At 61.9% G+C, this 20,610-nt stretch carries 13 protein-coding genes; 5 read left to right on the top strand and 8 right to left on the bottom strand.

The annotated features are described in order from the left end of the window. Positions 1-113 precede the first annotated feature (113 nt). The 4 genes from fdhF to OLZ32_RS25110 all read left to right on the top strand — a co-directional run bounded on the left by fdhF (position 114) and on the right by OLZ32_RS25110 (position 5,865). Positions 114-2,993, top strand: coding sequence for a formate dehydrogenase subunit alpha (gene fdhF / locus OLZ32_RS25125; RefSeq protein ID WP_017989634.1), 2,880 nt, complete (start codon positions 114-116; stop codon positions 2,991-2,993). A gap of 37 nt (positions 2,994-3,030) precedes the next feature. Beyond that, entirely contained in the window at positions 3,031-3,855 is an 825-nt protein-coding gene (fdhD, locus tag OLZ32_RS25120; protein WP_264423340.1) for a formate dehydrogenase accessory sulfurtransferase FdhD, read from the top strand. Continuing rightward, a complete protein-coding gene (locus OLZ32_RS25115; protein ID WP_017989632.1) occupies positions 3,845-4,090 on the top strand; it encodes a formate dehydrogenase subunit delta in 246 nt (81 codons plus the stop codon). The genes fdhD and OLZ32_RS25115 overlap by 11 nt, the downstream gene beginning before the upstream one ends. 116 nt (positions 4,091-4,206) lie before the next feature. Further along, positions 4,207-5,865 carry an OFA family MFS transporter gene (locus OLZ32_RS25110; protein WP_003543430.1) on the top strand — a complete coding sequence of 553 codons (1,659 nt, stop codon included), beginning with the start codon at positions 4,207-4,209 and terminating at the stop codon, positions 5,863-5,865. A gap of 92 nt (positions 5,866-5,957) precedes the next feature. Here the strand turns inward: OLZ32_RS25110 and OLZ32_RS25105 are convergent, their stop codons facing one another. The 4 genes from OLZ32_RS25105 to rocF all read right to left on the bottom strand — a co-directional run bounded on the left by OLZ32_RS25105 (position 5,958) and on the right by rocF (position 11,024). Continuing rightward, positions 5,958-7,718 carry a methyl-accepting chemotaxis protein gene (locus tag OLZ32_RS25105; protein WP_264423338.1) on the bottom strand — a complete coding sequence of 587 codons (1,761 nt, stop codon included), beginning with the start codon at positions 7,716-7,718 and terminating at the stop codon, positions 5,958-5,960. A gap of 290 nt (positions 7,719-8,008) precedes the next feature. After that, positions 8,009-8,485, bottom strand: a complete 477-nt coding sequence (locus OLZ32_RS25100) for a chemotaxis protein CheW (RefSeq protein ID WP_003543427.1) — start codon at positions 8,483-8,485, stop codon at positions 8,009-8,011. A 277-nt stretch (positions 8,486-8,762) separates the two neighbouring features. After that, a complete protein-coding gene (rocD, locus tag OLZ32_RS25095) occupies positions 8,763-9,962 on the bottom strand; it encodes an ornithine--oxo-acid transaminase (RefSeq protein WP_017989630.1) in 1,200 nt (399 codons plus the stop codon). 126 nt (positions 9,963-10,088) lie between these two features. Beyond that, the gene (rocF, locus tag OLZ32_RS25090) at positions 10,089-11,024 is read right to left on the bottom strand and encodes an arginase (RefSeq protein WP_264423335.1); all 936 of its coding nucleotides are present in this window, start codon (positions 11,022-11,024) and stop codon (positions 10,089-10,091) included. A gap of 124 nt (positions 11,025-11,148) precedes the next feature. Between rocF and OLZ32_RS25085 the strand changes: the two genes are divergently transcribed. Next, positions 11,149-11,586: an Lrp/AsnC family transcriptional regulator gene (locus tag OLZ32_RS25085; RefSeq protein WP_003543424.1), complete on the top strand. Its 438-nt coding sequence runs from the start codon at positions 11,149-11,151 to the stop codon at positions 11,584-11,586. A gap of 60 nt (positions 11,587-11,646) precedes the next feature. Here the strand turns inward: OLZ32_RS25085 and OLZ32_RS25080 are convergent, their stop codons facing one another. From OLZ32_RS25080 to OLZ32_RS25065, 4 genes are all read right to left on the bottom strand, one after another. After that, on the bottom strand, positions 11,647-17,748 hold the full coding sequence (locus OLZ32_RS25080) for a translocation/assembly module TamB domain-containing protein (protein WP_264423489.1): 6,102 nt from the start codon (positions 17,746-17,748) through the stop codon (positions 11,647-11,649). 67 nt (positions 17,749-17,815) lie between these two features. Further along, entirely contained in the window at positions 17,816-19,744 is a 1,929-nt protein-coding gene (locus tag OLZ32_RS25075) for an autotransporter assembly complex protein TamA (protein WP_264423333.1), read from the bottom strand. A gap of 169 nt (positions 19,745-19,913) precedes the next feature. Next, the gene (locus OLZ32_RS25070; protein ID WP_003543419.1) at positions 19,914-20,171 is read right to left on the bottom strand and encodes a YMGG-like glycine zipper-containing protein; all 258 of its coding nucleotides are present in this window, start codon (positions 20,169-20,171) and stop codon (positions 19,914-19,916) included. 220 nt (positions 20,172-20,391) lie between these two features. Continuing rightward, the coding region (locus OLZ32_RS25065) for a hypothetical protein (RefSeq protein WP_264423496.1) at positions 20,392-20,610 on the bottom strand (219 nt) is incomplete at its 5' end.

Raw genomic sequence — 20,610 nt, 5'->3', positions numbered from 1 at the left:
GGAGAGGTTGCGGCGTATTCCCTTCTCCCCGCAAGCGGGGAGAAGGTGCCGGCAGGCGGATGAGGGGCACGCCTTGAGGCGGCCGACAAGGAAATCTATCGGAGGAGCAAACCATGTCTCTCATCCATGAAATCGACTACGGCACCCCCGCTTCGAAATCCGAGGCCATGGTGACGCTCACCATCGACGGACAGCAGATCAGCGTGCCGGAGGGCACCTCGATCATGCGCGCCTCGATGGAGGCCGGTATCAAGGTGCCGAAGCTCTGTGCCACCGATATGGTCGATGCTTTCGGCTCCTGCCGGCTCTGCCTCGTCGAGATCGAGGGCCGCAACGGCACGCCCTCCTCCTGCACGACGCCGGTGGCGGCAAACATGGTGGTGCACACGCAGACGGGGCGGTTGAAGGATATCCGCCGCGGCGTGATGGAACTCTATATTTCCGACCATCCGCTCGACTGTCTCACCTGCGCGGCCAACGGCGATTGCGAGTTGCAGGACATGGCAGGCGCCGTCGGCCTGCGCGACGTGCGCTACGGCTATGAGGGAGACAACCACGTCAAGGCGCGCAGCAATGGCGACATCAATCTGAAATGGATGCCGAAGGACGAATCCAATCCCTATTTCACCTATGATCCCTCCAAGTGCATCGTCTGTTCGCGCTGCGTGCGCGCCTGCGAAGAAGTACAAGGAACCTTCGCGCTGACGATCGAGGGGCGCGGCTTCGGCTCGCGCGTTTCGCCCGGCATGCACGAGCATTTCATCGATTCAGAATGCGTCTCCTGCGGCGCCTGCGTCCAGGCCTGCCCGACGGCGACGCTGACGGAGAAATCGGTGATCCAGATCGGCCAGCCGGAACACTCGGCCGTGACGACCTGCGCCTATTGCGGCGTAGGCTGTTCCTTCAAGGCGGAGATGCGCGGCGAGGAACTGGTGCGCATGGTGCCGTGGAAGGACGGTCAGGCCAATCGCGGCCATTCCTGCGTCAAGGGCCGCTTCGCCTATGGCTATTCCACCCATAAGGACCGCATCCTTAATCCGATGATCCGCGAAAAGGTCAGCGATCCCTGGCGAGAAGTGAGCTGGGACGAGGCCTTCGCACATGTGGCGACGGAATTCCGCCGCATCCAGTATCAATACGGCCGCGAGGCGATCGGCGGCATCACCTCGTCGCGCTGCACCAATGAGGAAACTTATCTGGTGCAGAAGCTGATCCGCGCCGGCTTCGGCAACAACAATGTCGATACCTGCGCCCGCGTCTGCCATTCGCCGACCGGTTACGGTCTCGGCCAGACCTTCGGCACGTCGGCGGGCACGCAGGATTTCGACAGCGTCGAGCATTCCGACGTCGTCATCGTCATCGGCGCCAATCCGACCGACGGGCATCCGGTGTTCGGCTCGCGGCTGAAGAAGCGGCTGCGCCAGGGCGCCAAGCTCATCGTCATCGACCCGCGCCGCACCGATATTGTCCGCTCGCCGCATATCGAGGCCTCCTATCACCTGCCGCTGAAGCCCGGCACCAATGTCGCGGTCATGACGGCGCTGGCGCATGTGATCGTCACCGAAGGGCTCTTTGACGAGGCGTTCATCCGCGAGCGCTGCGACTGGTCGGAGTTCGAGGACTGGGCGGCCTTCGTCGCCGAACCGCAGCACAGTCCCGAAGAGACCGAGATTTTCACCGGCGTGCCGGCGGCGGATCTGCGCGGCGCGGCAAGGCTCTATGCCAAGGGCGGCAATGGCGCGATCTACTACGGCCTCGGCGTCACCGAACACAGCCAGGGCTCGACCACGGTCATCGCGATCGCCAATCTGGCGATGGCGACCGGCAATATCGGCCGTCCCGGCGTCGGCGTGAACCCGCTGCGCGGCCAGAACAATGTGCAGGGCTCCTGCGACATGGGCTCGTTCCCGCACGAACTGCCGGGCTACCGGCACATTTCCGACGATGCGACGCGCGATATCTTCGAAAAGCTCTGGGGCGTGAAGCTCAACAACGAGCCGGGCCTGCGTATTCCGAACATGCTGGATGCGGCAGTCGACGGCTCATTCAAAGGCATCTACATCCAGGGCGAAGACATCCTGCAGTCCGATCCCGATACCAAACATGTCGCGGCCGGGCTTGCGGCGATGGAATGCGTCGTCGTGCATGATCTGTTCCTCAACGAGACCGCCAATTACGCCCATGTCTTCCTGCCGGGCTCGACCTTCCTCGAGAAGGACGGCACCTTCACCAATGCCGAGCGCCGCATCAACCGCGTGCGCAAGGTGATGTCGCCGCGCAACGGTTATGGCGACTGGGAAGTGACGCAGAAGCTTGCCCAGGCGATGGGGCTCGACTGGAATTACAGCCATCCGTCGGAGATCATGGACGAGATCGCCGCGACGACGCCGAGTTTCGCGATGGTCTCCTACGACTATCTCGAAAAAATGGGCTCGGTGCAGTGGCCCTGCAACGAGAAGAACCCGCTCGGCTCGCCGATCATGCATGTCAATGGCTTCGTGCGCGGCAAAGGCAAGTTCATCCGCACCGAATATGTGGCGACCGACGAGCGCACCGGTCCGCGCTTCCCGCTGCTGCTGACAACCGGCCGCATCCTCAGCCAGTACAATGTCGGGGCGCAGACACGGCGAACCGAGAATGTCGTCTGGCATGCGGAAGACCGGCTGGAAATCCATCCGCACGATGCCGAGCAGCGCGGCGTTCGCGACGGCGACTGGGTGAAGCTCGGCAGCCGCTCCGGCGACACGACGCTCAGGGCGCTGATCACCGATCGCGTCGCGCCGGGTGTCGTCTATACGACCTTCCATCATCCCACGACGCAGGCGAACGTCATCACCACCGATTTCTCCGACTGGGCGACGAACTGCCCGGAATACAAGGTGACGGCGGTGCAGATCTCGCCCTCCAATGGGCCGAGCGAATGGCAACTCGAATATGACGAGCAGGCGCGGCAATCGCGCCGCATCGCCGGCAAGCTCGAGGCTGCGGAGTGACGATGCGGGGGCGGCTCTTTAGGCGGGAACGCGCATCATGACCTTCACCGTTACCGCCCGTGCTTCCGAAACCGCCCGTCGCAACGGCATCCTCCAGACCGGTTCGCGCATCGTGCCGGAAGAGGTGCCGATCGCCTTTTCCTATGGCGGTAGTTCGCATGCGGTGATGATGGCAACGCCCGATGATCTCGCGGATTTTGCCGTCGGATTCAGTCTGACCGAAGGGATCATCACCGGGCCGGCGGAGATATCGGGCATCGAGGTGGTCGAGGGCGAGCAGGGGATCGATGTGCAGGTGAGCCTGGTCGATGACGTCGCCGATCGGCTGCGGGCACGACGCCGCAGTATGGCGGGACCGGTCGGCTGCGGGCTCTGCGGCATCGAATCGATCGAACAGGCGGTACGGCCGGTGCCTGACGTTTCGGCATCGCCGTTGGCGCTGTCGCATGCGGATATCGTCCGCGCCGTTTCGCTTCTGAACGAGGCACAGCCGCTGCATCGTGAGACGCGGGCGGTGCATGGCGCCGGGTTCTATCTTCCCGGCAGGGGGCTGATTGCCGTGCGCGAAGATGTCGGTCGGCACAATGCGCTGGACAAGCTCTGCGGCGCCGTCATCGGCGCCAGCGAAAAAGGCGGGGATGGCGCCGTCGTCGTCACCAGTCGGCTCTCCGTCGAGATGGTGCAGAAGGCGGCGATCCTCGGCAGCCCGGTGCTCATCGCCATTTCGGCTCCGACGGCCCTCGCCATCCGCACGGCCGAAGAAGCCGGCATGACGCTCGTCGCGCTGGTGCGTGGCGAGGATTTCGAGATTTTCACCCACCCGCACCGCATCTCGCCCGGAAGCATTGCCGATGTCGCATGATACCAAGACCAAGCTCGTTTATATGGCAAACCAGATCGCCACCTTCTTCAAGAGCCAGCCGGAAAGCGAGGCCGCGCAGGGGGTCGCCACCCATATCAATAAATTCTGGGACCCGCGCATGCGGCGGCAATTGTTCGAAATTCTGGAGAATGAGGAGAATGGCCTGGACGCGCTCGTGCTTCAGGCCGTTCCGCTGATCCGAAAGCCGGAACCGGCGACACCCACGGTCCGGTAGACCGGCTCATGCGGGAGGAGAGGCAGGAGCAACCTGCCTGCACATGCGTCGGCAATGGCAAGCTGAATCAAGCCATATTTGAATTTAAACCAGGTCTGATTTAAGGAGGATTTTTCATGACGGCAGCGGAAACACGGACTGATGGAGTGCTGGCGGGCTCAGGCCTGCTCGATCGCGAAAGGATCGTCGCAAGGCCCGGGTTCAATCGGTGGCTGGTGCCGCCGGCAGCGCTCGCCATTCATCTCTGCATCGGCATGGCCTATGGTTTCAGCGTCTTCTGGCTGCCGCTTTCCAAGTCGCTCGGGATCACGGCCTCGACGGCCTGCCCCGATCTGACACTTGCCTCGGCGCTGTTCACCACGACTTGCGACTGGCGCGTTGCCGACCTCGGCTGGATCTATACGTTGTTCTTCGTTCTGCTTGGCTCATCGGCCGCCATCTGGGGCGGCTGGCTCGAGCGGGCCGGTCCGCGCAAGGCGGGCGTCGTTTCCGCCTGCTGCTGGTGCGGTGGCATCATTCTTGCCGCGATCGGCGTCATTACTCATCAGCTCTGGATGATGTGGCTGGGTGCCGGCGTCATCGGCGGCATCGGTCTCGGCCTCGGTTACATCTCGCCGGTCTCGACACTGATCAAATGGTTTCCCGACCGGCGCGGCATGGCGACGGGTATGGCGATCATGGGCTTCGGCGGCGGGGCGATGATCGGCGCCCCATTGGCCAACCTGCTGATGAATGCCTTCAAGACCGACAGTTCGGTCGGCGTCTGGCAGACGTTCATCGTCATGGCGGTGATCTATTTCGTCTTCATGATGGGCGGTGCCTTCGGCTATCGCATTCCGCCGGCCGGCTGGCGTCCAGAAGGTTGGACGCCGCCTGCAGCCAAGAGCACGATGATCACCACCAAACATGTGCACCTCAGCAATGCCCACAGGACAAAACAGTTCTGGCTGATCTGGGCGGTGCTTTGCCTCAACGTTTCGGCCGGTATCGGCGTTATCGGCATGGCCTCGCCAATGCTGCAGGAAATCTTCGCCGGCTCGCTGATCGGGCTGCCGGATGTCGGCTTCGCCCAACTCGACGCCGGGCAGAAGGCATCGATTGCCACGATCGCCGCCGGTTTCGCCGGCTTGCTGTCGCTCTTCAACATCGGCGGACGGTTTTTCTGGGCGTCGCTGTCCGACAAGATCGGCCGCAAGAATACCTATTATTGCTTCTTCGTCCTCGGAATCGTGCTCTATGCACTGGCGCCCACTTTCGCAGGCATGGGCAACAAGGCGCTGTTCGTTCTCTCCTTCGGCATCATCCTGTCGATGTACGGCGGCGGCTTTGCGACGATCCCGGCCTATCTTGCCGATATTTTCGGTACGCAATTCGTCGGCGCCATCCACGGCCGGCTGCTGACGGCCTGGGCAACGGCCGGCATCGTCGGGCCCGTCGTCGTCAACTATATCCGCGAAGCGCAGATCGCCGCCGGCGTTGCGCCCGGTCCAACCCTTTATACCGGCACCATGTATATCCTCGCCGGCATGCTGGCGCTCGGGCTGATCGCCAATGCGCTGATCAGGCCGCTTTCGGACAAATGGTTCATGTCGGATGACGAGGTCGCCGCGCTGCAGGCGAAGTCGGCGGCCGTAAATGCCGGGCCGACGGGTTCCTTCGGCATTGGCACAGGCGGGCTGGACGCCAAGGCGATGCTTGCCTGGGCGGTCGTCGGCATTCCGCTGCTGTGGGGTGTCTGGGTGACGCTGAGGGCAACCTTCGCGCTGTTCGGCTAAGCCATCAAAGCGCGTCGCATGGGCTTCATGCGGCGCGCTTTATCGTCGTATACAGCGCGATCCGGTCAAGGTGCCGCCTGCACCGGCATGGTTCAGAACTCTTCCCAGCTTTGGGCGGTCGCCGCGCCAGCACTATTCACCTTTGTGACACGTGAAACGAGGTGCAGCGCCGGTGAGCCCGTCTGTCTTGGCCCAGCTCCGCCGATGGACTGCGTTTGACCCGGTAGGCGGAACCTCGCCAGCAGGACACGCAGCGTTTCGGCTTCTCTCGCAAGGCTGTGGCTGGCGGCGGTACTTTCCTCGACCATCGCGGCATTCTGCTGGGTTGCCTGATCCAGCGTATTGACCGCCTGGTTGATTTCCTTGAGGCCGATTGCCTGCTCCCTGGAGGCTTCGACGATGGCGACGACGTTGCCGTCGATATCGCCGACCTGGGTGACGATCTCCTCGAGCGCCTTGCCCGTCTGACCGACCAGACCGACGCCGTTCCTGACATGCTCGCCCGACGTGTTGATCAGCGCCTTGATCTCCTTGGCGGCGGTGGCGGAACGCTGGGCGAGCTCCCGCACCTCCTGAGCCACCACTGCGAAGCCCTTGCCGGCTTCGCCGGCGCGGGCCGCCTCGACGCCGGCATTCAATGCCAGCAGGTTGGTCTGAAAGGCGATATCGTCGATGACGCCGATGATGTTGGTGATCTCGCGGGAGGACTGTTCGATCTGGCCCATGGCGGCGACGGCATTGCGGACCACGACACCGGATTGTTCGGCGCCCTGTTTGGTCATGGCGACGAGGCGGCCGGCCTCATCGGCGCGACGGCTGGAATCGTTGACGGTCGTGGTGATTTCTTCCAGCGCGGCGGCCGTCTCTTCGATCGATGCGGCTTGCTGTTCCGTCCGCTTGGAGAAGGAATCCGCCGATGCGCCAATCTCGCGTGAGCCGCTGGCGATCGCACTGGCATTCTCGCCGATCGTCTTCATCGTCTCGGCAAGACCTTTGATCGCGGTGTTGAAATCGTGGCGCAATTGTTCCATCGACGGGACGAAGGGCGTGTCCACCGTCCTTGTCAGATCACCTTCGGACAGCTGACGCAGCGCGCCGCCGAGCAGAGAAATCGCGCTCATGCGCTGGGTGACGTCGGTGGCGAACTTCACGACCTTGTAGACCTTGCCGTCGGCATCGACGATCGGGTTATAGGCCGCCTGGATCCAGATTTCGCGGCCGTCCTTACCGAAACGGACGAATTCGTTGGCAATGAATTCGCCATTGGCCAGACGCCCCCAGAAGCTGCCGTAATCATCGGTGCGCGCATAGGCCGGATCGCAGAATATGCTGTGATGCTTGCCGGTGATCTCGGCCAGGGAATATCCCATGGCTTTGCAGAAATTCTCATTCGCCGTCAGGATCTCGCCCTTCGGGGTGAATTCAATCACTGCCTGCGAGCGCGAGATCGCCTGCAGCTTGCCGGAATCCTCGACCGCCTGCTTCTTGGCGGCAGTGATGTCGGCCGCGAATTTCACCACCTTGAATGGCTTTCCGCCCTTGAGAACAGGATTGTAGGAAGCCTGGATCCATATCTCGCTGTTGCCCTTGGCAAGACGCTTGTAAGCCCCGGCATCATATTCGCCGCGTCCGAGCCGCGCCCAGAAGGCGCGATATTCCGGGGTTGCCGTATAGGCCGGCTCGCAGAACATCCTGTGATGTTTGCCGACGATCTCGCTCAGGCGATAACCCAGTGCATTGCAGAAATTCTCGTTCGCCGTGAGGATATTTCCCTTGAGGTCGAATTCGATGATCGCCTGCGATTTGGAAATGGCATTAAGAATATATTTCGAATCGGAAGATAGACCAAACATTCCCGCCCCTCTGAAATCCACAGTTTCTGCTGCTTCGTCTGGTAAATCGAAGCCGATCGGACGAGGAATGCCGTGATGAGAAGACAAACAGTACTGGCTGTCATTCCCAAATTGGCGGAAAACGTGTCATCCTTGAGTATCTCATGATGACGGAACGTGGTTAATTTCCGGTATAGAAGCTGTTTCTAATCATGAAGCGCCAAGGTGGGTGGTGGCGGCCGAGGCTTGCTTGCGATGCGCAACAAAAAACCGCCCAGGTGGGCGGCTTTTTTTAGAATTATATTGGCCGATCAGGCGGCCAGTTCATCCGTCTCGTTTTCCTTGAACATCTTGGCAAGGTTCAGGAAGCAGATCATGCCATTTTCCGAGGCGATGATGCCTTCGCAATAGGCCCGGTCGAAGGAGGCGGTCACTTCAGGCACCGGCTGGACCTGGCTGGACGAGATGGTGAGGATATCCGAGACGCGGTCGACCAGCATGCCGATGACCATGCTATGAACTTCGGCGACGACGATGGCGCTGCGCTCGTTGGCGACCGTGCTCTTCATGCCGAGCTTGAAAGCAAGATCGATGATCGGGATCACCGAACCGCGCAGGTTCATGACACCGATGACATCGGCCGGTGCATGCGGGATCGGCGTCGACGGCGCCCAGCCGCGGATTTCGCGGATGGTCGTGGTCTTCACACAGAATTCCTGATCATGCAGGCGGAAGGCAATAATTTCGAGCGTATCGCCGCTGAAGTTAGTCGAATTGATCGTGGCCATTAGAATTCTTCCCAACTGTCGAAGCCAGGGCAGAAGCGGATGCGCCACCATTGGCGCGGACAAGCTTTGCCTTCATACCACGCGATGGCTTTGCGCTCGGCGAAGCATCGTTACGGTTATCGATGACTTTAGCGAAAGAGTGTTGCCCAAATCTAAATTGGGCGACGAGATCGCGAAGGTTTTTAATCTCTGATGAAAAACCAGGCGGTTTTGCTGTCGATCTCTTTCAGCCGATCGCTGGCATTCGGGATCGTGAAGAAGAATTGCGCCGATTTACTCAGCTTATCGCCTTTTCGATCTGCGAGACCGCCCAATCGACCTGCTCTCTTGATATGACCAGTGGCGGAGCGAGGCGAATTGTGTGGTCGTGGGTGTCCTTGGCGAGAAGACCGCGCTCCTTCAGCGCATGGCAATATTGCCGTGCGCCGCCGGCTTCGGGTTCCAGCTCGATGGCCATCATCAGGCCGCGGCCGCGCACGTCCCTGACGATGTTCGAGCGGATCGACTTGAGGCCTTCGATGAAGTAGTCGCCCATAACAGCGGCGTTCTCGATCATGCCCTCTTCCGTCAGCACCTTGAGTGCTGCGCGCGCCACTGCGCAGGCGAGCGGATTGCCGCCGAAGGTCGAGCCGTGCTGGCCGGGTTTCAGCACGCCCAAGACTTCGGAATTCGAAAGCACGGCCGACACGGGATAGAAACCGCCGGACAGCGCCTTGCCGATCAGCGTCACGTCGGCCTCGATGCCTTCGTGTTCCTCGGCCAGCAGCTTGCCGGTACGGCCGAGGCCGGTCTGGATCTCGTCGAGGATGAGGGTGACGTTGTTTGCCGTGCAAAGCTCGCGGACGCGGGTGAAATAACCTGCCGGGGGGATGATGACGCCGGCTTCGCCCTGGATCGGCTCGATCAGGGCGGCCACCGTATTGGCATTGATTGCGGCTGCGAAAGCCTCGGCATCGCCGAAAGGAATGATGCGGAAACCCGGCGTGTAGGGGCCGAAACCGCTGCGGGCGTCGGGATCTGTCGAGAAGCTGATGATGCTCAGCGTCCGGCCATGGAAATTATCGGCGCAGACGATGATCTCCGCCTTGCCCTCCGGCACGCCCTTGACCTCGTAGCCCCATTTGCGCACCGCTTTGATGGCGGTCTCCACCGCTTCGGCGCCGGAATTCATCGGCAGGATCTTGTGCGATCCGGTGAGAGCCGCGAGCTCTTCGTAGAGATAGGCGAGCTGATCGTTGCGGAAGGCGCGGGAGGTGAGCGTCAGCCTGCCCGCCTGCTCGAGCATGGCGGCGAGGATCTTCGGATGGCAATGGCCCTGGTTGACGGCGGAATAGGCCGAGAGGCAATCGAGATAACGGTTGCCGTCGGTATCCCAGACATAAACACCTTCGCCACGCGTCAGCACCACGTCGAGCGGCTTATAGTTATGGGCGCCGAGCCGCTGTTCCGTGGCGATCAGTTTTTCCGAAGTGTTCATGGCCGTTCTCCCTCCAGAGCATGATGCCGAAAAGTGTGAGCGGTTTTCGGGCAGCATCATGCTCTAACTATTTAATTTAGAACAGGATTCAGATTTTAGGCCATCCCGGCCTAAAATCATCCTGTTTTATGCGGCGCGTGTCGGACGATCGAAGATGCGGCGGCCAAACAGGCTTGCCGTCAGCTCCACCAGGATGCGGGCGCTCTTGCCGCGATCGTCGAGAAACGGATTGAGCTCGACGAGATCGAGCGACGAGACGAGGCCGCTGTCCGAAAGCATTTCCATGACCAGATGCGCCTCGCGAAAGGTCGCACCGCCAGGCACCGTCGTGCCGACGCCGGGGGCAATCTCGGGATCGAGGAAATCGAGGTCGAGGCTGACATGCAGCAGGCCGTTCGCCTTGGTGACGACATCGAGGATCTCACGCATGATGGCGCCGATGCCCTGCTCGTCGATCGCGCGCATGTCGAAGACGTTGACGCCGTGTTCGTGGATTTCCTCGCGCTCGCGCGCATCGACCGAACGGATGCCGACCTGGAAGACATTCTTCGGATCGACGAACGGACGGTCCTTCGGCAGGATCTCGGCAAACTCCGCCTCACCGCAGAAGAAGGCGACCGGCATGCCATGAATATTGCCGGAGGGCGAGGTGGCCGGAGAATTGAAATCGGCATGGGCATCAAGCCAGAGCACAAAGAGCGGGCGGCCTTTGCTGGCGGCATACCGCGCCATGCCGGAAACGCTGCCCATGGAAAGGCTGTGGTCGCCGCCGAGAATCAGCGGAAAACGGCCGGAGGCGGCCACGTCGTGGACGCTGCTTTCCAGCGCGCGGGTGAAGGCGCCGACGATCCTCAGATTGTGGGCCTTCGGATGGTTCGGCAGGTCCATCGCCGGCACGATCCTGAGATCGCCGATATCGGCGACGTCATGGCCAAGCTCGATCAGCGTCTGGTCGACGTCGGCAATACGCAGGGCCGCAGGGCCCATGGCAGCCCCTCTGCGGCCGGAGCCTTCTTCGAGCGGCGCGCCGATGAGGGTGACAGATCGCGATTGCGCATTCATTTTGGAGGGCTCCGTGTTGAGGCCTGTTTCGGCCGATAGTGGGATAAAGGGCTGGCGGCAAAAAGATGGAAAAGTGTCAGAAATGGACTATGATTGCGCAGATTGATAAACCTATTTTGACAAAGTGATCAGCGTGGACGATCTCGACACCGAACTTCTGAGTGCACTTCGCCATAACGCCCGGATTTCCGTCTCCTCGCTTGCAGCGATGACCGGCGCATCGCGGGCAACGGTTGCCACCCGTATCGACCGGCTGGTGGCGAGCGGCACCATCGTCGGCTTCACCATCCGCACCGGCCATGAGACGCGCTCCGCCGGCGTGCGCGCCATCGTGATGATCGAGGTGCTCGGCAAGCTCGCCGACAGGGTGGCCGATCATTTGAGGGGCCTGCCGCAGGTGCGCGCGCTTCACAGCACCAACGGCAAATGGGATTTCGTCGCCGAACTCGAGGACCGCGACCTTGCCGCCTTCGACGAGACGCTGCGCCGCATCCGGCTGATCAACGGCATCAATTCGACCGAGACCAACATCCTTCTCAAGACCAGCAAAACCGGTTTCTAAACCGGCTTAAAGCCTGTGCATGCTGCCCACAAACTGCTGCACAGCTTCGGGCGAAATGCATCAGTATTCCCGTTCATAGACAATGCCGGCTTCACCCTCACCGTTGCCACCGGCCCCCCCGCGCAGCTTGACGCCGCGTCCGACATCGAGGTTGATCACCGCCTTGGCGCCGGCCGAGCCGCCCTGCTGCAATTCGAAATAGGTGCGATCGTTAAGATAGCGGCCGACGCTGACGCTTGTCTGGCCCTTGGAATCGGTGCTGACGTCGAAATCGTCGACGCCGAGCTGGTTGCGCAGGCCTTCGAAAAGCGAAGTGGAGCGGTTGCCGGCCAGCTGACTGACGGCGTCGGCGAGCTGGGCGATCTGCACCGGCGAGAGCTTCGACATCGACTGGCCGAAGATCAGCTGCGCCAGCACTTCGTCCTGCGGCAGCTCGGGGGACGAGGAGAAGGTGATCGCGGGGTCGGTGGCGAGGCCGGCGACGTCGACGGTCAGCGTCGTCGTGCCGGAGGCCGAGGTCGCTTCCATATCGAGCGCCGGCGTCAGATCGCCGGCGAAGGTTATCCTGCTCTTGTCGGAGAAATCCAGGCGGCGGTTGAGAATGGTCAGCCGCCCGCGGCGCATGGTGAAGCCGCCGGTGACGATGGGCGCTGCCGCCGTTCCGCGGATCGTCACGCGGCCGCCAAGCTCGGCGTCGATACCGCGGCCGCGCACGAAGATATGCGAGGGCGCGTCGATTTCGAGATCCAGCGTGATTACGGAGGATTTCTCGCCGGGTTTACGCTCGCCGTCATCGCGCAGCTGCGCAAGCACCGCGCGCGGAGCATTCTTATGGCGGATGTCGATTTCTCTCAGCGAGGTCGGCAATTTTTCCGGAACCGTGATCGAGGTCTTGTCCAGCCGCAGCTTGCCGCTAAGCGTCGCACTCTTGATCGGACCGCGCAGGCTGAGCGTGCCGTTGACGGTGGAGACGACAAGCGTTCCATCGACATAGACCGCCTTGTCGAGCTTGATCGAAATGTCGGCGGGAAAGCCGCCGGCCGGCTGGATGCCGATGGTGCCGCTGGCCGAAATCGTGCCACCGCCGCCAAGGTTGCCGCTGAGGCGCGATATCACGGCCTGGCTGCCATTGAAGGTTACTGTTGCCGCAAGATTGTTGACAGCAAGATTGCGCCGGACATCGACAAGCTTGGCGCCGTTGGTCGAAACGGTGCCGTTGATGACGGGTGCTGCGGCCGTTCCGCCGATCTGGAGGTTGACGGTGGCGACGCCGTCGGCGACGAGGCCCTGTTGCGCAAGCGGGGCGCCGAGCACGGCGAAAGGAAGATTGCCGTTGAAGCGCATGTCGATGGCGCGACCTCCTGTGATGACGACGCTGCCGCCACCCTTCAGCGACATGCCGGCGTCACCGGCAAGGCTGGTATCGACCGTCAGCCTGTTTCCGGCAAGTTTGCCTGATGCGCCGATGCTGAACGGCGAAAGGCCGGCGCCTTTTGTCTGGCTCGTGGCGGCGTTCTTCCAGTCGACCTTGAAGTCGACGGAGGGCGCTGATAGCGCGCCGGTGGCCTTTGCTGTCGCCGTGACCGCACCCTCGGCTGCAAGGCCCGGAACAAAGCCGTTGGCGATGCCCGCCGGAAGATTGGTGGCGTTCGCCGTGACGTCGAGCGAGCGGATCGACGTGCCGGCGATGGCGAGATTGCCGGTGGCTTTCAGCGCAATGCCGCCGCCGCCGTTGAGGGCGGCATCGAAATCCAGCCTGTCACCGGCGTATTTCCCGGTCGCCGCCAGCGCAAGGCGGGACAGGCCGGCAGCCTTGGTATGGCTGGTCGCGGCATCCTTCCAGTCGAGCTTGAAATCGACGATCGGATTTGCTGGCGTCCCCGACGTCACGGCGTTTGCCGAAAGCGTGCCTTCGGCGCCGAGACCGGGAACGAAGGCATTTGCGATATTTGCCGGCAGCGCCGGAATATCGGCATTGATCGAAAGGTCCCGGATGGCTGTTCCCGCGATCGTCACGCCGCCCGTCGCCTTGGCCAGCACGCCGTCTTTGCCGGCGAGATTGGCGTCGAAATCGACCCTGTCATTGGCGAATTTGCCGGAGGCCGCAGCATTCAGGCCCGAAAGGCCGCTGCTCTTGGTCTGGGCGGTCGCGGCGTTCTTCCAGTCGAGCTTGAAATCGACCGCCGGCTTCGGAAGCGCGCCGGAAGCGGATGCCGTGCCCGAGACGGTGCCTTCGGCGGCAAGACCCGGAACGAAGCCGTTGGCGAGGCCTGCAGGCAGGTTGGCGAGATCGGCCTTGACGTCGAGGTTGCGGACTGACGTGCCTGAAATCGCGACGTTGCCGGCGGCCTTCAGCGAGAGGCCGTCCTTGCCGGCGAGATTGGCATCGAAATCGAGCCGATTGTCGGCGAAACGTCCCGATGCGGCAAGTGCGAGGCCCGAGAGGCGAGCGCTTCTGGTCTGGCTGGTCGCAGCATCTGTCCAGTCAAGCTTGAAGTCGGCTTTCGGTGCGGCGGGTGTGCCGGCGGCGGACAGGGTGCCTGATATCGTGCCGCCGGCCGCGAGATCCGGAACGAAGGCGTTTGCGAGACTGGCCGGAAGCTTGGCGATCTCGGCATCGACCTTGATGCTGTCGATCGCCGTGCCGGCCAATGCGACATTGCCCATGGCCTTCAGCGAGAGGTCTTTGTCGCCGCTCGCTGCAGCATTGAAATCAAGCTTGTTTTCGGCAAATTTTCCCGATGCGGTCACGCCGATCGCGGCAAAGCCGGCACGTTTCGTGTGGCTCGTCGCAGCATCTTTCCAATTGAGATCGAAATTGGCGGTCGGAGCGGAAAGAGAGCCGCTGGCCGAGACCGTTCCTGAGATCGCGCCTTCGGCGGCGAGATCGGGGACGAAGCTGTTTGCGATATTTGCCGGGATATTCGCCAGTGCGGCGTCGACCGCGACGTTGCCGAGCGTCGTGCCCGTGATGGCGACATTGCCGTTTGCCTTCAGCGACAGGCTGTTGGCGCCGCCGATCACGGTGTCGAAATCGAGCTTGTTGTCGGCGAATTTGCCGGATGCCTTGACGGCGAGCTCGGCAAGGCCGGCACGCTTCGTCTGGCTCGTCGCAGCATTTTTCCAATCGAGATCGAAATTGGCGGTGGGATTAGCGAGGGAGCCGGAGGCCGCCAGTTTTCCGGTAATCGTGCCTTCGGCGGCGAGATCGGCAACGAAACCATTGGCGATGCGGGCAGGCAGATTGAGGATATCGGCGTCGACATCAAGCACCGGCGCCTTCGGGTCTGAGAGCGCGACATTGCCGGCGGCCTTGAGCGACAGGCCGTCATTGCTGCCGACCGTCGTGTCGAAATCGAGCTTATTGTCGGCGAATTTGCCGCCGGCGGTGATGCCGAGCGGTGCCAGACCTGCCCCCTTCGTCTGGCCCGTCGTCGCATCCTTCCAGTCGAGCTTGAAGTCGGCAACCGGTGCTGCCGGCGTTCCGGTCACGGCAATGGTTCCGGAGATCGTGCCGCCGGCTGACAGGTTTGGCACGAAACCGTTGGCAAGCGCTGCCGGCAGCTCGCGAATGTCTGCATCGATCTTCAGCGTTTCGCCGGCGGAACCGGTGACGATCACCGAACCGGCGCCGGTCTTCAGCGTCAGTCCGTTCAGGCTGGCGGCACCGCCGCCGATGGCGACCTGCGTCGGTGCGGCAAGCTCGATCGGGATATTGCGGGGGCTTGCCGAGAAGCGATCAAGGTTCAGGTGCATTGTGCCGCCGGCCGCTTCGATATTGCCGGCGGCCAGTACGGGATTGCCGTCATAGGCAGCATCGAGATCGAAATCGGTATGGTCTTGCTGCTTGGTAAAATCGAGCGAAAGGTCGGCGAGCCTGTTCGTTCCGGCACTCACCTCCTCGGCCTTGACCGTTCCGTTTGCCGCAAGGGCTTTGAGATCGCTGACCGTGACATCGATATCCGGCTTGACGATCGCAAGCGTATCACGGCGTATCGAGCCGCCGGTCGCAAGCAGCTTGAGCGCAATCCTGCCGCCATCGCTGCTGACGCCGAGCGACCCTTTGAGGTCGCCTTCGGCCTTCTGTCCGCCGAGTGCGGCGAGCAGGCCGATATTGGGGAGATCGAAGGTCAGCGCGCCAGTCGGCTCAAGGGAGGACGAGAATTCCACATTGCCGGTCAGCCGGTTGCCACCGATGTCGGCGGTCAGCGCCGGAATGCTTATCTTGCCGTCCTGCGAGCGGATGTCGCCGTTGATGCCGATCGGCTGGCCGTCGATGGTGCCGGTGGCGGCGATCCTGCCCTGCGGCGCCTTGGGATCGGCGAGACCCGACAGGTCGATATTGAGGTTGCCGAGCGTGCGCTCGGCCATATTTAGGCTGGCGGCCTTGAGATTGGCCGTCAGGGAGATTGCCGGGAGTTCACCCCCCACTCTCAACGCATAACCCGCCCCGCCGCTGGCGCCGGGGATGAGCTTGCCGATGTCAGGCAGCCGGCCGGAGAGATCGGCGTTCAAGATCGCGCCGTCGAGCGCGACGTTGCCGGCGGCTTCGAGCGTGCCGGACTTTAGGATGAGGTTGGACAGCGCGAATTTCGACGGGATGGTGCCGACCACCTGGCTCTCGAGCGAGATCGGCCCGTCGAACCTGCCTGTTGCCGCAGCCGGCAGGGCTGCCGGGTTGATGGTGAGCTTGAGATTGCCGGTCAGTGCTTGGTCTGTCAGCCGATAGGAGCCGTTGAGGCTGCCGTTGATATTGGCGCTTTCGACGGTGGTGCCGTTGAAGCCGATACCACTGGGCGAGATCTGCAGCGGCGAGGCGATGGTGATCGGGCCTTGGACCGCACGGTTGAGGTTCGGCTCGGCAAAGGTCGCGTCGCCGGCAACAAGGCGCAGTTGGACGCTGCCGGAACGGGCGGCGAGATTGAAGGCGTCGCTCTTTGCCGTCAGTTTGACGTTGCCGATATCGGCCTGCGGCAGGGTTGCGGTGTCGAGCGAGCCGCTGACGTTGAGTCGGGCGGTCTGCGCATCGCCCGTGAGCGCCAGGTTGAGGCCTGATATAAGGAAGCGCGCTTCGCCTTCGGCGAGCGGCCAGCGGAAATCGACAGGCCCCGACGTGCCGAGCAGATTGGCGTTGAGGCTGTTGTTGCCGGCCGGATCGAGGGTGCCCGAGGCGGCGATCACGACGCTGCCGGTGGCGATATTGCCGGTCTGGATATCGATCTTGCCGTGATTGTCGAAGGTGGTGGCAAGATCGATATTGGTCTGGCCGGCAAAAAGCGGCCGAAATGCCGATGGAAGCAGCGAGCTCAGGTCACCGCCGCCCTTGAGATCGAGGTGGTGCAGCCCGTCTTCCGTAATCTGATGCCGGGCCTCGATTGCGGCGCGCTGCTGCCCGTCGAGGGCAGCCTGCAATTTGCCTTTCCAATCGGATATCGGCCCCTGGCCATCGAGATCGATGTTGACGGCCGGGCTGTCCGGCAGGCCGAGAAAGCCCGCCAGCAGTCCGCCCTTCGGCTCGGACAGCTGTGCCTTCAGCCGCAGCCGGTTTTCTGCTGGTGCAAAAGCGATGTCGGCAGCAAGCCGCGCATCCGGAACCGCGTGACGGCTGACATTGACGACGGCCTCGCCGCCATCGCCGTTCGCCGAAAGGCTGCCTTCGGCGGCGAGCGCAAAGGCGCGGCCGGCAACGGGTGCGGCAAGTTTGATATCGGGCAGCGCAATACGGTCGACATCCACTTTGATCGGAAGGCTGAATCCGCCGGAATTTTCAGCCGCGGGCCGCGAGGGCAGGGTGCGTACCGGCTTGCGCAGCACGTTGATCGCTTCGATCTCGAAGCGTTTGGCATGGAAGGTTCCGGTCAGCAGCGCAAGCGGATTCCAGTCGATCGCGATGCCATGAATTTCCGCAAAGACGCCCCTGGTGTCGGAGATGGAGATCTCGGCGGCGCGAAGCCCGCCGGTCAAAAGGCCTTGCGGTTCGCGAACCTCGATCGTCATGTCGCGATTGGACAGCGTCGAGGCTATCTTTTCGGTGACGATGCGCGCGCCAAAACTGGTGAAGCCGAAGATCGCCAGTGCTACGACCGCGAGAATCAACGTGGCGCCGACGACATAGCCGGCGAGCCGTACGATCCAGTTGACGATTTTTGTCAGCGTTTGCATCGGCGTGGACACTACCCCGTTTTCGTGACGGCCCACAGATCGGAAAACACGAGCGAAATCGGCAATCCTAGAAGGATTGGCCGATGCCGGCGTAGATTCCGTAATCTGTGCCATCTTCGTACTTGTTCAGCGGCATGGCAAAATCAAGCCGCAGCGGGCCGAAAGGCGTTGCATATCGTATTCCGGCGCCGGCGCCGGCGCGGATATCGGAAAAACCCGGAAAGGTGCTGTCCGATACGGTGCCGACATCGATGAAGGGCACGATGCCGATCGTATCGGTGATCTTGATGCGCGCCTCCAGCGAACCGGTCACATAGGAGCGGCCGCCGGTGGGATCGCCATTGTCGTTATAGGGCGAGATTTCCTGATAACTGTATCCGCGCACGGAGCCGCCGCCGCCGGCAAAGAAGCGCTGCGTGGCGGGAATGTCCCCAATGCTGTCGCCGCCGATCAGGACGCCGGCTGAAACCTTGCCGGCAAGCACCACGCCGTCTTCCTGTCCGAACGGCAGATAGCCGGAGATCGAGCCCTCGAATGCTGCATAGGGCGTGGCGTTGAAGATCTCGTAGCCGGGCTTAGCCGAGAGCGTCGCGCGATAACCCTCCGTCGGGTTGAATTTGTCGTCACGTGCGTCGCGATCATATTGGATCGGCAAGGTGAAGGTCAGATAGTCGTTCGTGCCGAAGGCGTCGTCGTCGCGCTCCCAGCTGACCTCGCCGCTCGCCGAGATCGTATCCTGGTCGGTCAGTTCGTAGGAAAGGCCGAGCGAGGCGGTGACAAGCGTCGCGTTATAGGCATCCGGATTTTCGGTCTTGGCGACGATGCCGGCCTTCAGGGTGGCGGCGGGGAAGAAGGCGCCGGGCTTGGTAAAGAGGATGCCGGCGGAATAGTCGAGGCTGCCGACATCCGTCGTTTCGCCAAGCCTGGAGACCGCTCCCTCGATCCTCAGCGTTTCGGCTTCGCCAAAAAGGTTGCGGTGGCCCCAATAGCCCTGAACGCCGAAGCCGTCGGTGGTGGAATATTGCGCGCCGACGCCGAAGTAGCGCCTCTTACCCTCGGAAACTTCAATCGTCATCGGCAAGGTGCCGTCCGATGCCAATGCATCTCCTTGGTGAATGGTGACGCTCGAAAAGACGCCGAGGGCGCGAAGGCGCTCGCCGGCTTTCTTCAGCGTTTCCGGCGAATAGGCTTCGCCCTTGTTCAGCCGGGAATAACGCTGGATGAAATCTGGCTTGACGGTCTTCTCGCCGGTGACGCCGACATCGCCGATCGGAGCGATGGGGCCTCCATCGGCAGCAAGGACGATATCGACGGTATCGCTGTTGTGATCGGCGACCACCTTGCGTTCGGTCAACTTGGCGAAGGGCCGGCCTTCGCTCTTCAATTGTTCGACGATCTTGTCGCCGGCCCTGATGATGGCGAGCGAGCCGGCTTGCGCACCAGGGGCGAGATCGTAATCGGCGGGATTATGGTTTGCGGCATCGCCGCCGAACTGGACCTCCCTGACCTTGAAAACGGGGCCGGGAGCAATGGCGACGGTGACGGGGATCGACCCTGACCGGTCGAATGTCGGATTGGGCGGCAGGTCGTCGATATTCTTGCCGTCGATGGTGATCGTCACCAGGCCGCCATAACGGGCCTTTTCATACAGAGTGGCGATCAGCCGTTCCCGGTCGTCGCGCGCCTTGACGACGATGCCGAGATCGCCGGACACCGGCTGTTTCTGGTCGCTGACGAGACGGGAACTGTTTTCCAACGCTTCTTTGAGGTCGGGATCGGCGGTATCGGCTTTGAGGTCGACCTGGTAGCGCACCGGATCGGGCACCTGTTCGCCTTCGTCTTCCTCTTTGCCGAAAATGGTGATGCCGAAAAGCTTGAAGGCGTAAGCGTCGCCGATCAGGACCGGTGAGAACGCAGCTGCCGCTGCGACCACCATCATGGTGCCTGTTCGCCGATACGCAGTACCTGTTTTCGGGCCTGTCCCTCTGATCCGCATCCGCCGCTTTTGGTTGTGTCTACATTGAAGCTTCGTTGCCCAGCCATGAATAGCTTAGCGGCAAAATCGCGCGGGGTGTACCATTTTAAATTGCCAACGCGCTAATTTAGCACAAAAAATCCCGGACCTGTGTCCGGGATTTCCTGAATTTGCCGATTTCCAAGCGCTCTCAGCGCGGGCAACTGTCGATGTAGCGGCGGCCGTAGCGGTCGCGATAGTAGCACTGGCCGGGCTGTTCGGCGACGCTGCCGATGAGGGCGCCGGACACGCCGCCGATAGCGGCGCCGACTGCCGCGCCACGGACGTCGCCGGTGACGACGCCACCGATGACGGCACCTGATGCAGCACCGATGCCGGCGCCCTGCTGCGTCGGCGTGCAGCTTGCGATCGACAGACCGATCAATGCGAGTATGACGACTTTCTTCATCTTTTTTCTCCTGGGTTGCCGCCTTAATGGGCGGGGACCGTCCCTTCTGTTTTTTTTAGGCTAGCCCGAAAACTATGTCGGAAGAAAGGGTTGTCCACTGCTGTCCTGATTTTTTTCGATACAGGATGTTGTCGCCAGCTGCGCGGTTTCGCGAATTTCCATTATGCTTGCCACATCAATTTCGTTGATCGCGGCTCGCATATTCTTTATCTGGAATCATTCAAAACTCTGCGCCTTTTGCCGCAGTTGATGTTAAAGCAAAGGGCAAGGGTTGACGCGCGAACGTCCGGTCAGCAAGAACGGTCGCGTGATACTGGAGCATATGATGGATTTTGAAGCGTATTTTAAAAGCGAGCTGGACGGGCTTCACACCGAGGGCCGTTACCGCGTTTTTGCCGATCTCGAACGTCACCGCGGCAATTTTCCGCGCGCGACGCGC

The sequence above is a fragment of the Rhizobium acaciae genome (assembly GCF_025941625.1).
Lineage (GTDB): Bacteria > Pseudomonadota > Alphaproteobacteria > Rhizobiales > Rhizobiaceae > Rhizobium > Rhizobium acaciae.
Note: the sequence above shows the minus strand (reverse complement) of the source record. Positions and strands in the feature narration are given on the sequence as shown.

Coding starts and splice junctions, on each gene's coding strand:
- fdhF (WP_017989634.1), top strand. CDS start 114: ATGTCTCTCATCCATGAAATCGACTACGGCACCCCCGCTTCGAAATCC.
- fdhD (WP_264423340.1), top strand. CDS start 3,031: ATGACCTTCACCGTTACCGCCCGTGCTTCCGAAACCGCCCGTCGCAAC.
- OLZ32_RS25115 (WP_017989632.1), top strand. CDS start 3,845: ATGTCGCATGATACCAAGACCAAGCTCGTTTATATGGCAAACCAGATC.
- OLZ32_RS25110 (WP_003543430.1), top strand. CDS start 4,207: ATGACGGCAGCGGAAACACGGACTGATGGAGTGCTGGCGGGCTCAGGC.
- OLZ32_RS25105 (WP_264423338.1), bottom strand. CDS start 7,718: ATGTTTGGTCTATCTTCCGATTCGAAATATATTCTTAATGCCATTTCC.
- OLZ32_RS25100 (WP_003543427.1), bottom strand. CDS start 8,485: ATGGCCACGATCAATTCGACTAACTTCAGCGGCGATACGCTCGAAATT.
- rocD (WP_017989630.1), bottom strand. CDS start 9,962: ATGAACACTTCGGAAAAACTGATCGCCACGGAACAGCGGCTCGGCGCC.
- rocF (WP_264423335.1), bottom strand. CDS start 11,024: ATGAATGCGCAATCGCGATCTGTCACCCTCATCGGCGCGCCGCTCGAA.
- OLZ32_RS25080 (WP_264423489.1), bottom strand. CDS start 17,748: ATGCAAACGCTGACAAAAATCGTCAACTGGATCGTACGGCTCGCCGGC.
- OLZ32_RS25075 (WP_264423333.1), bottom strand. CDS start 19,744: ATGCGGATCAGAGGGACAGGCCCGAAAACAGGTACTGCGTATCGGCGA.
- OLZ32_RS25070 (WP_003543419.1), bottom strand. CDS start 20,171: ATGAAGAAAGTCGTCATACTCGCATTGATCGGTCTGTCGATCGCAAGC.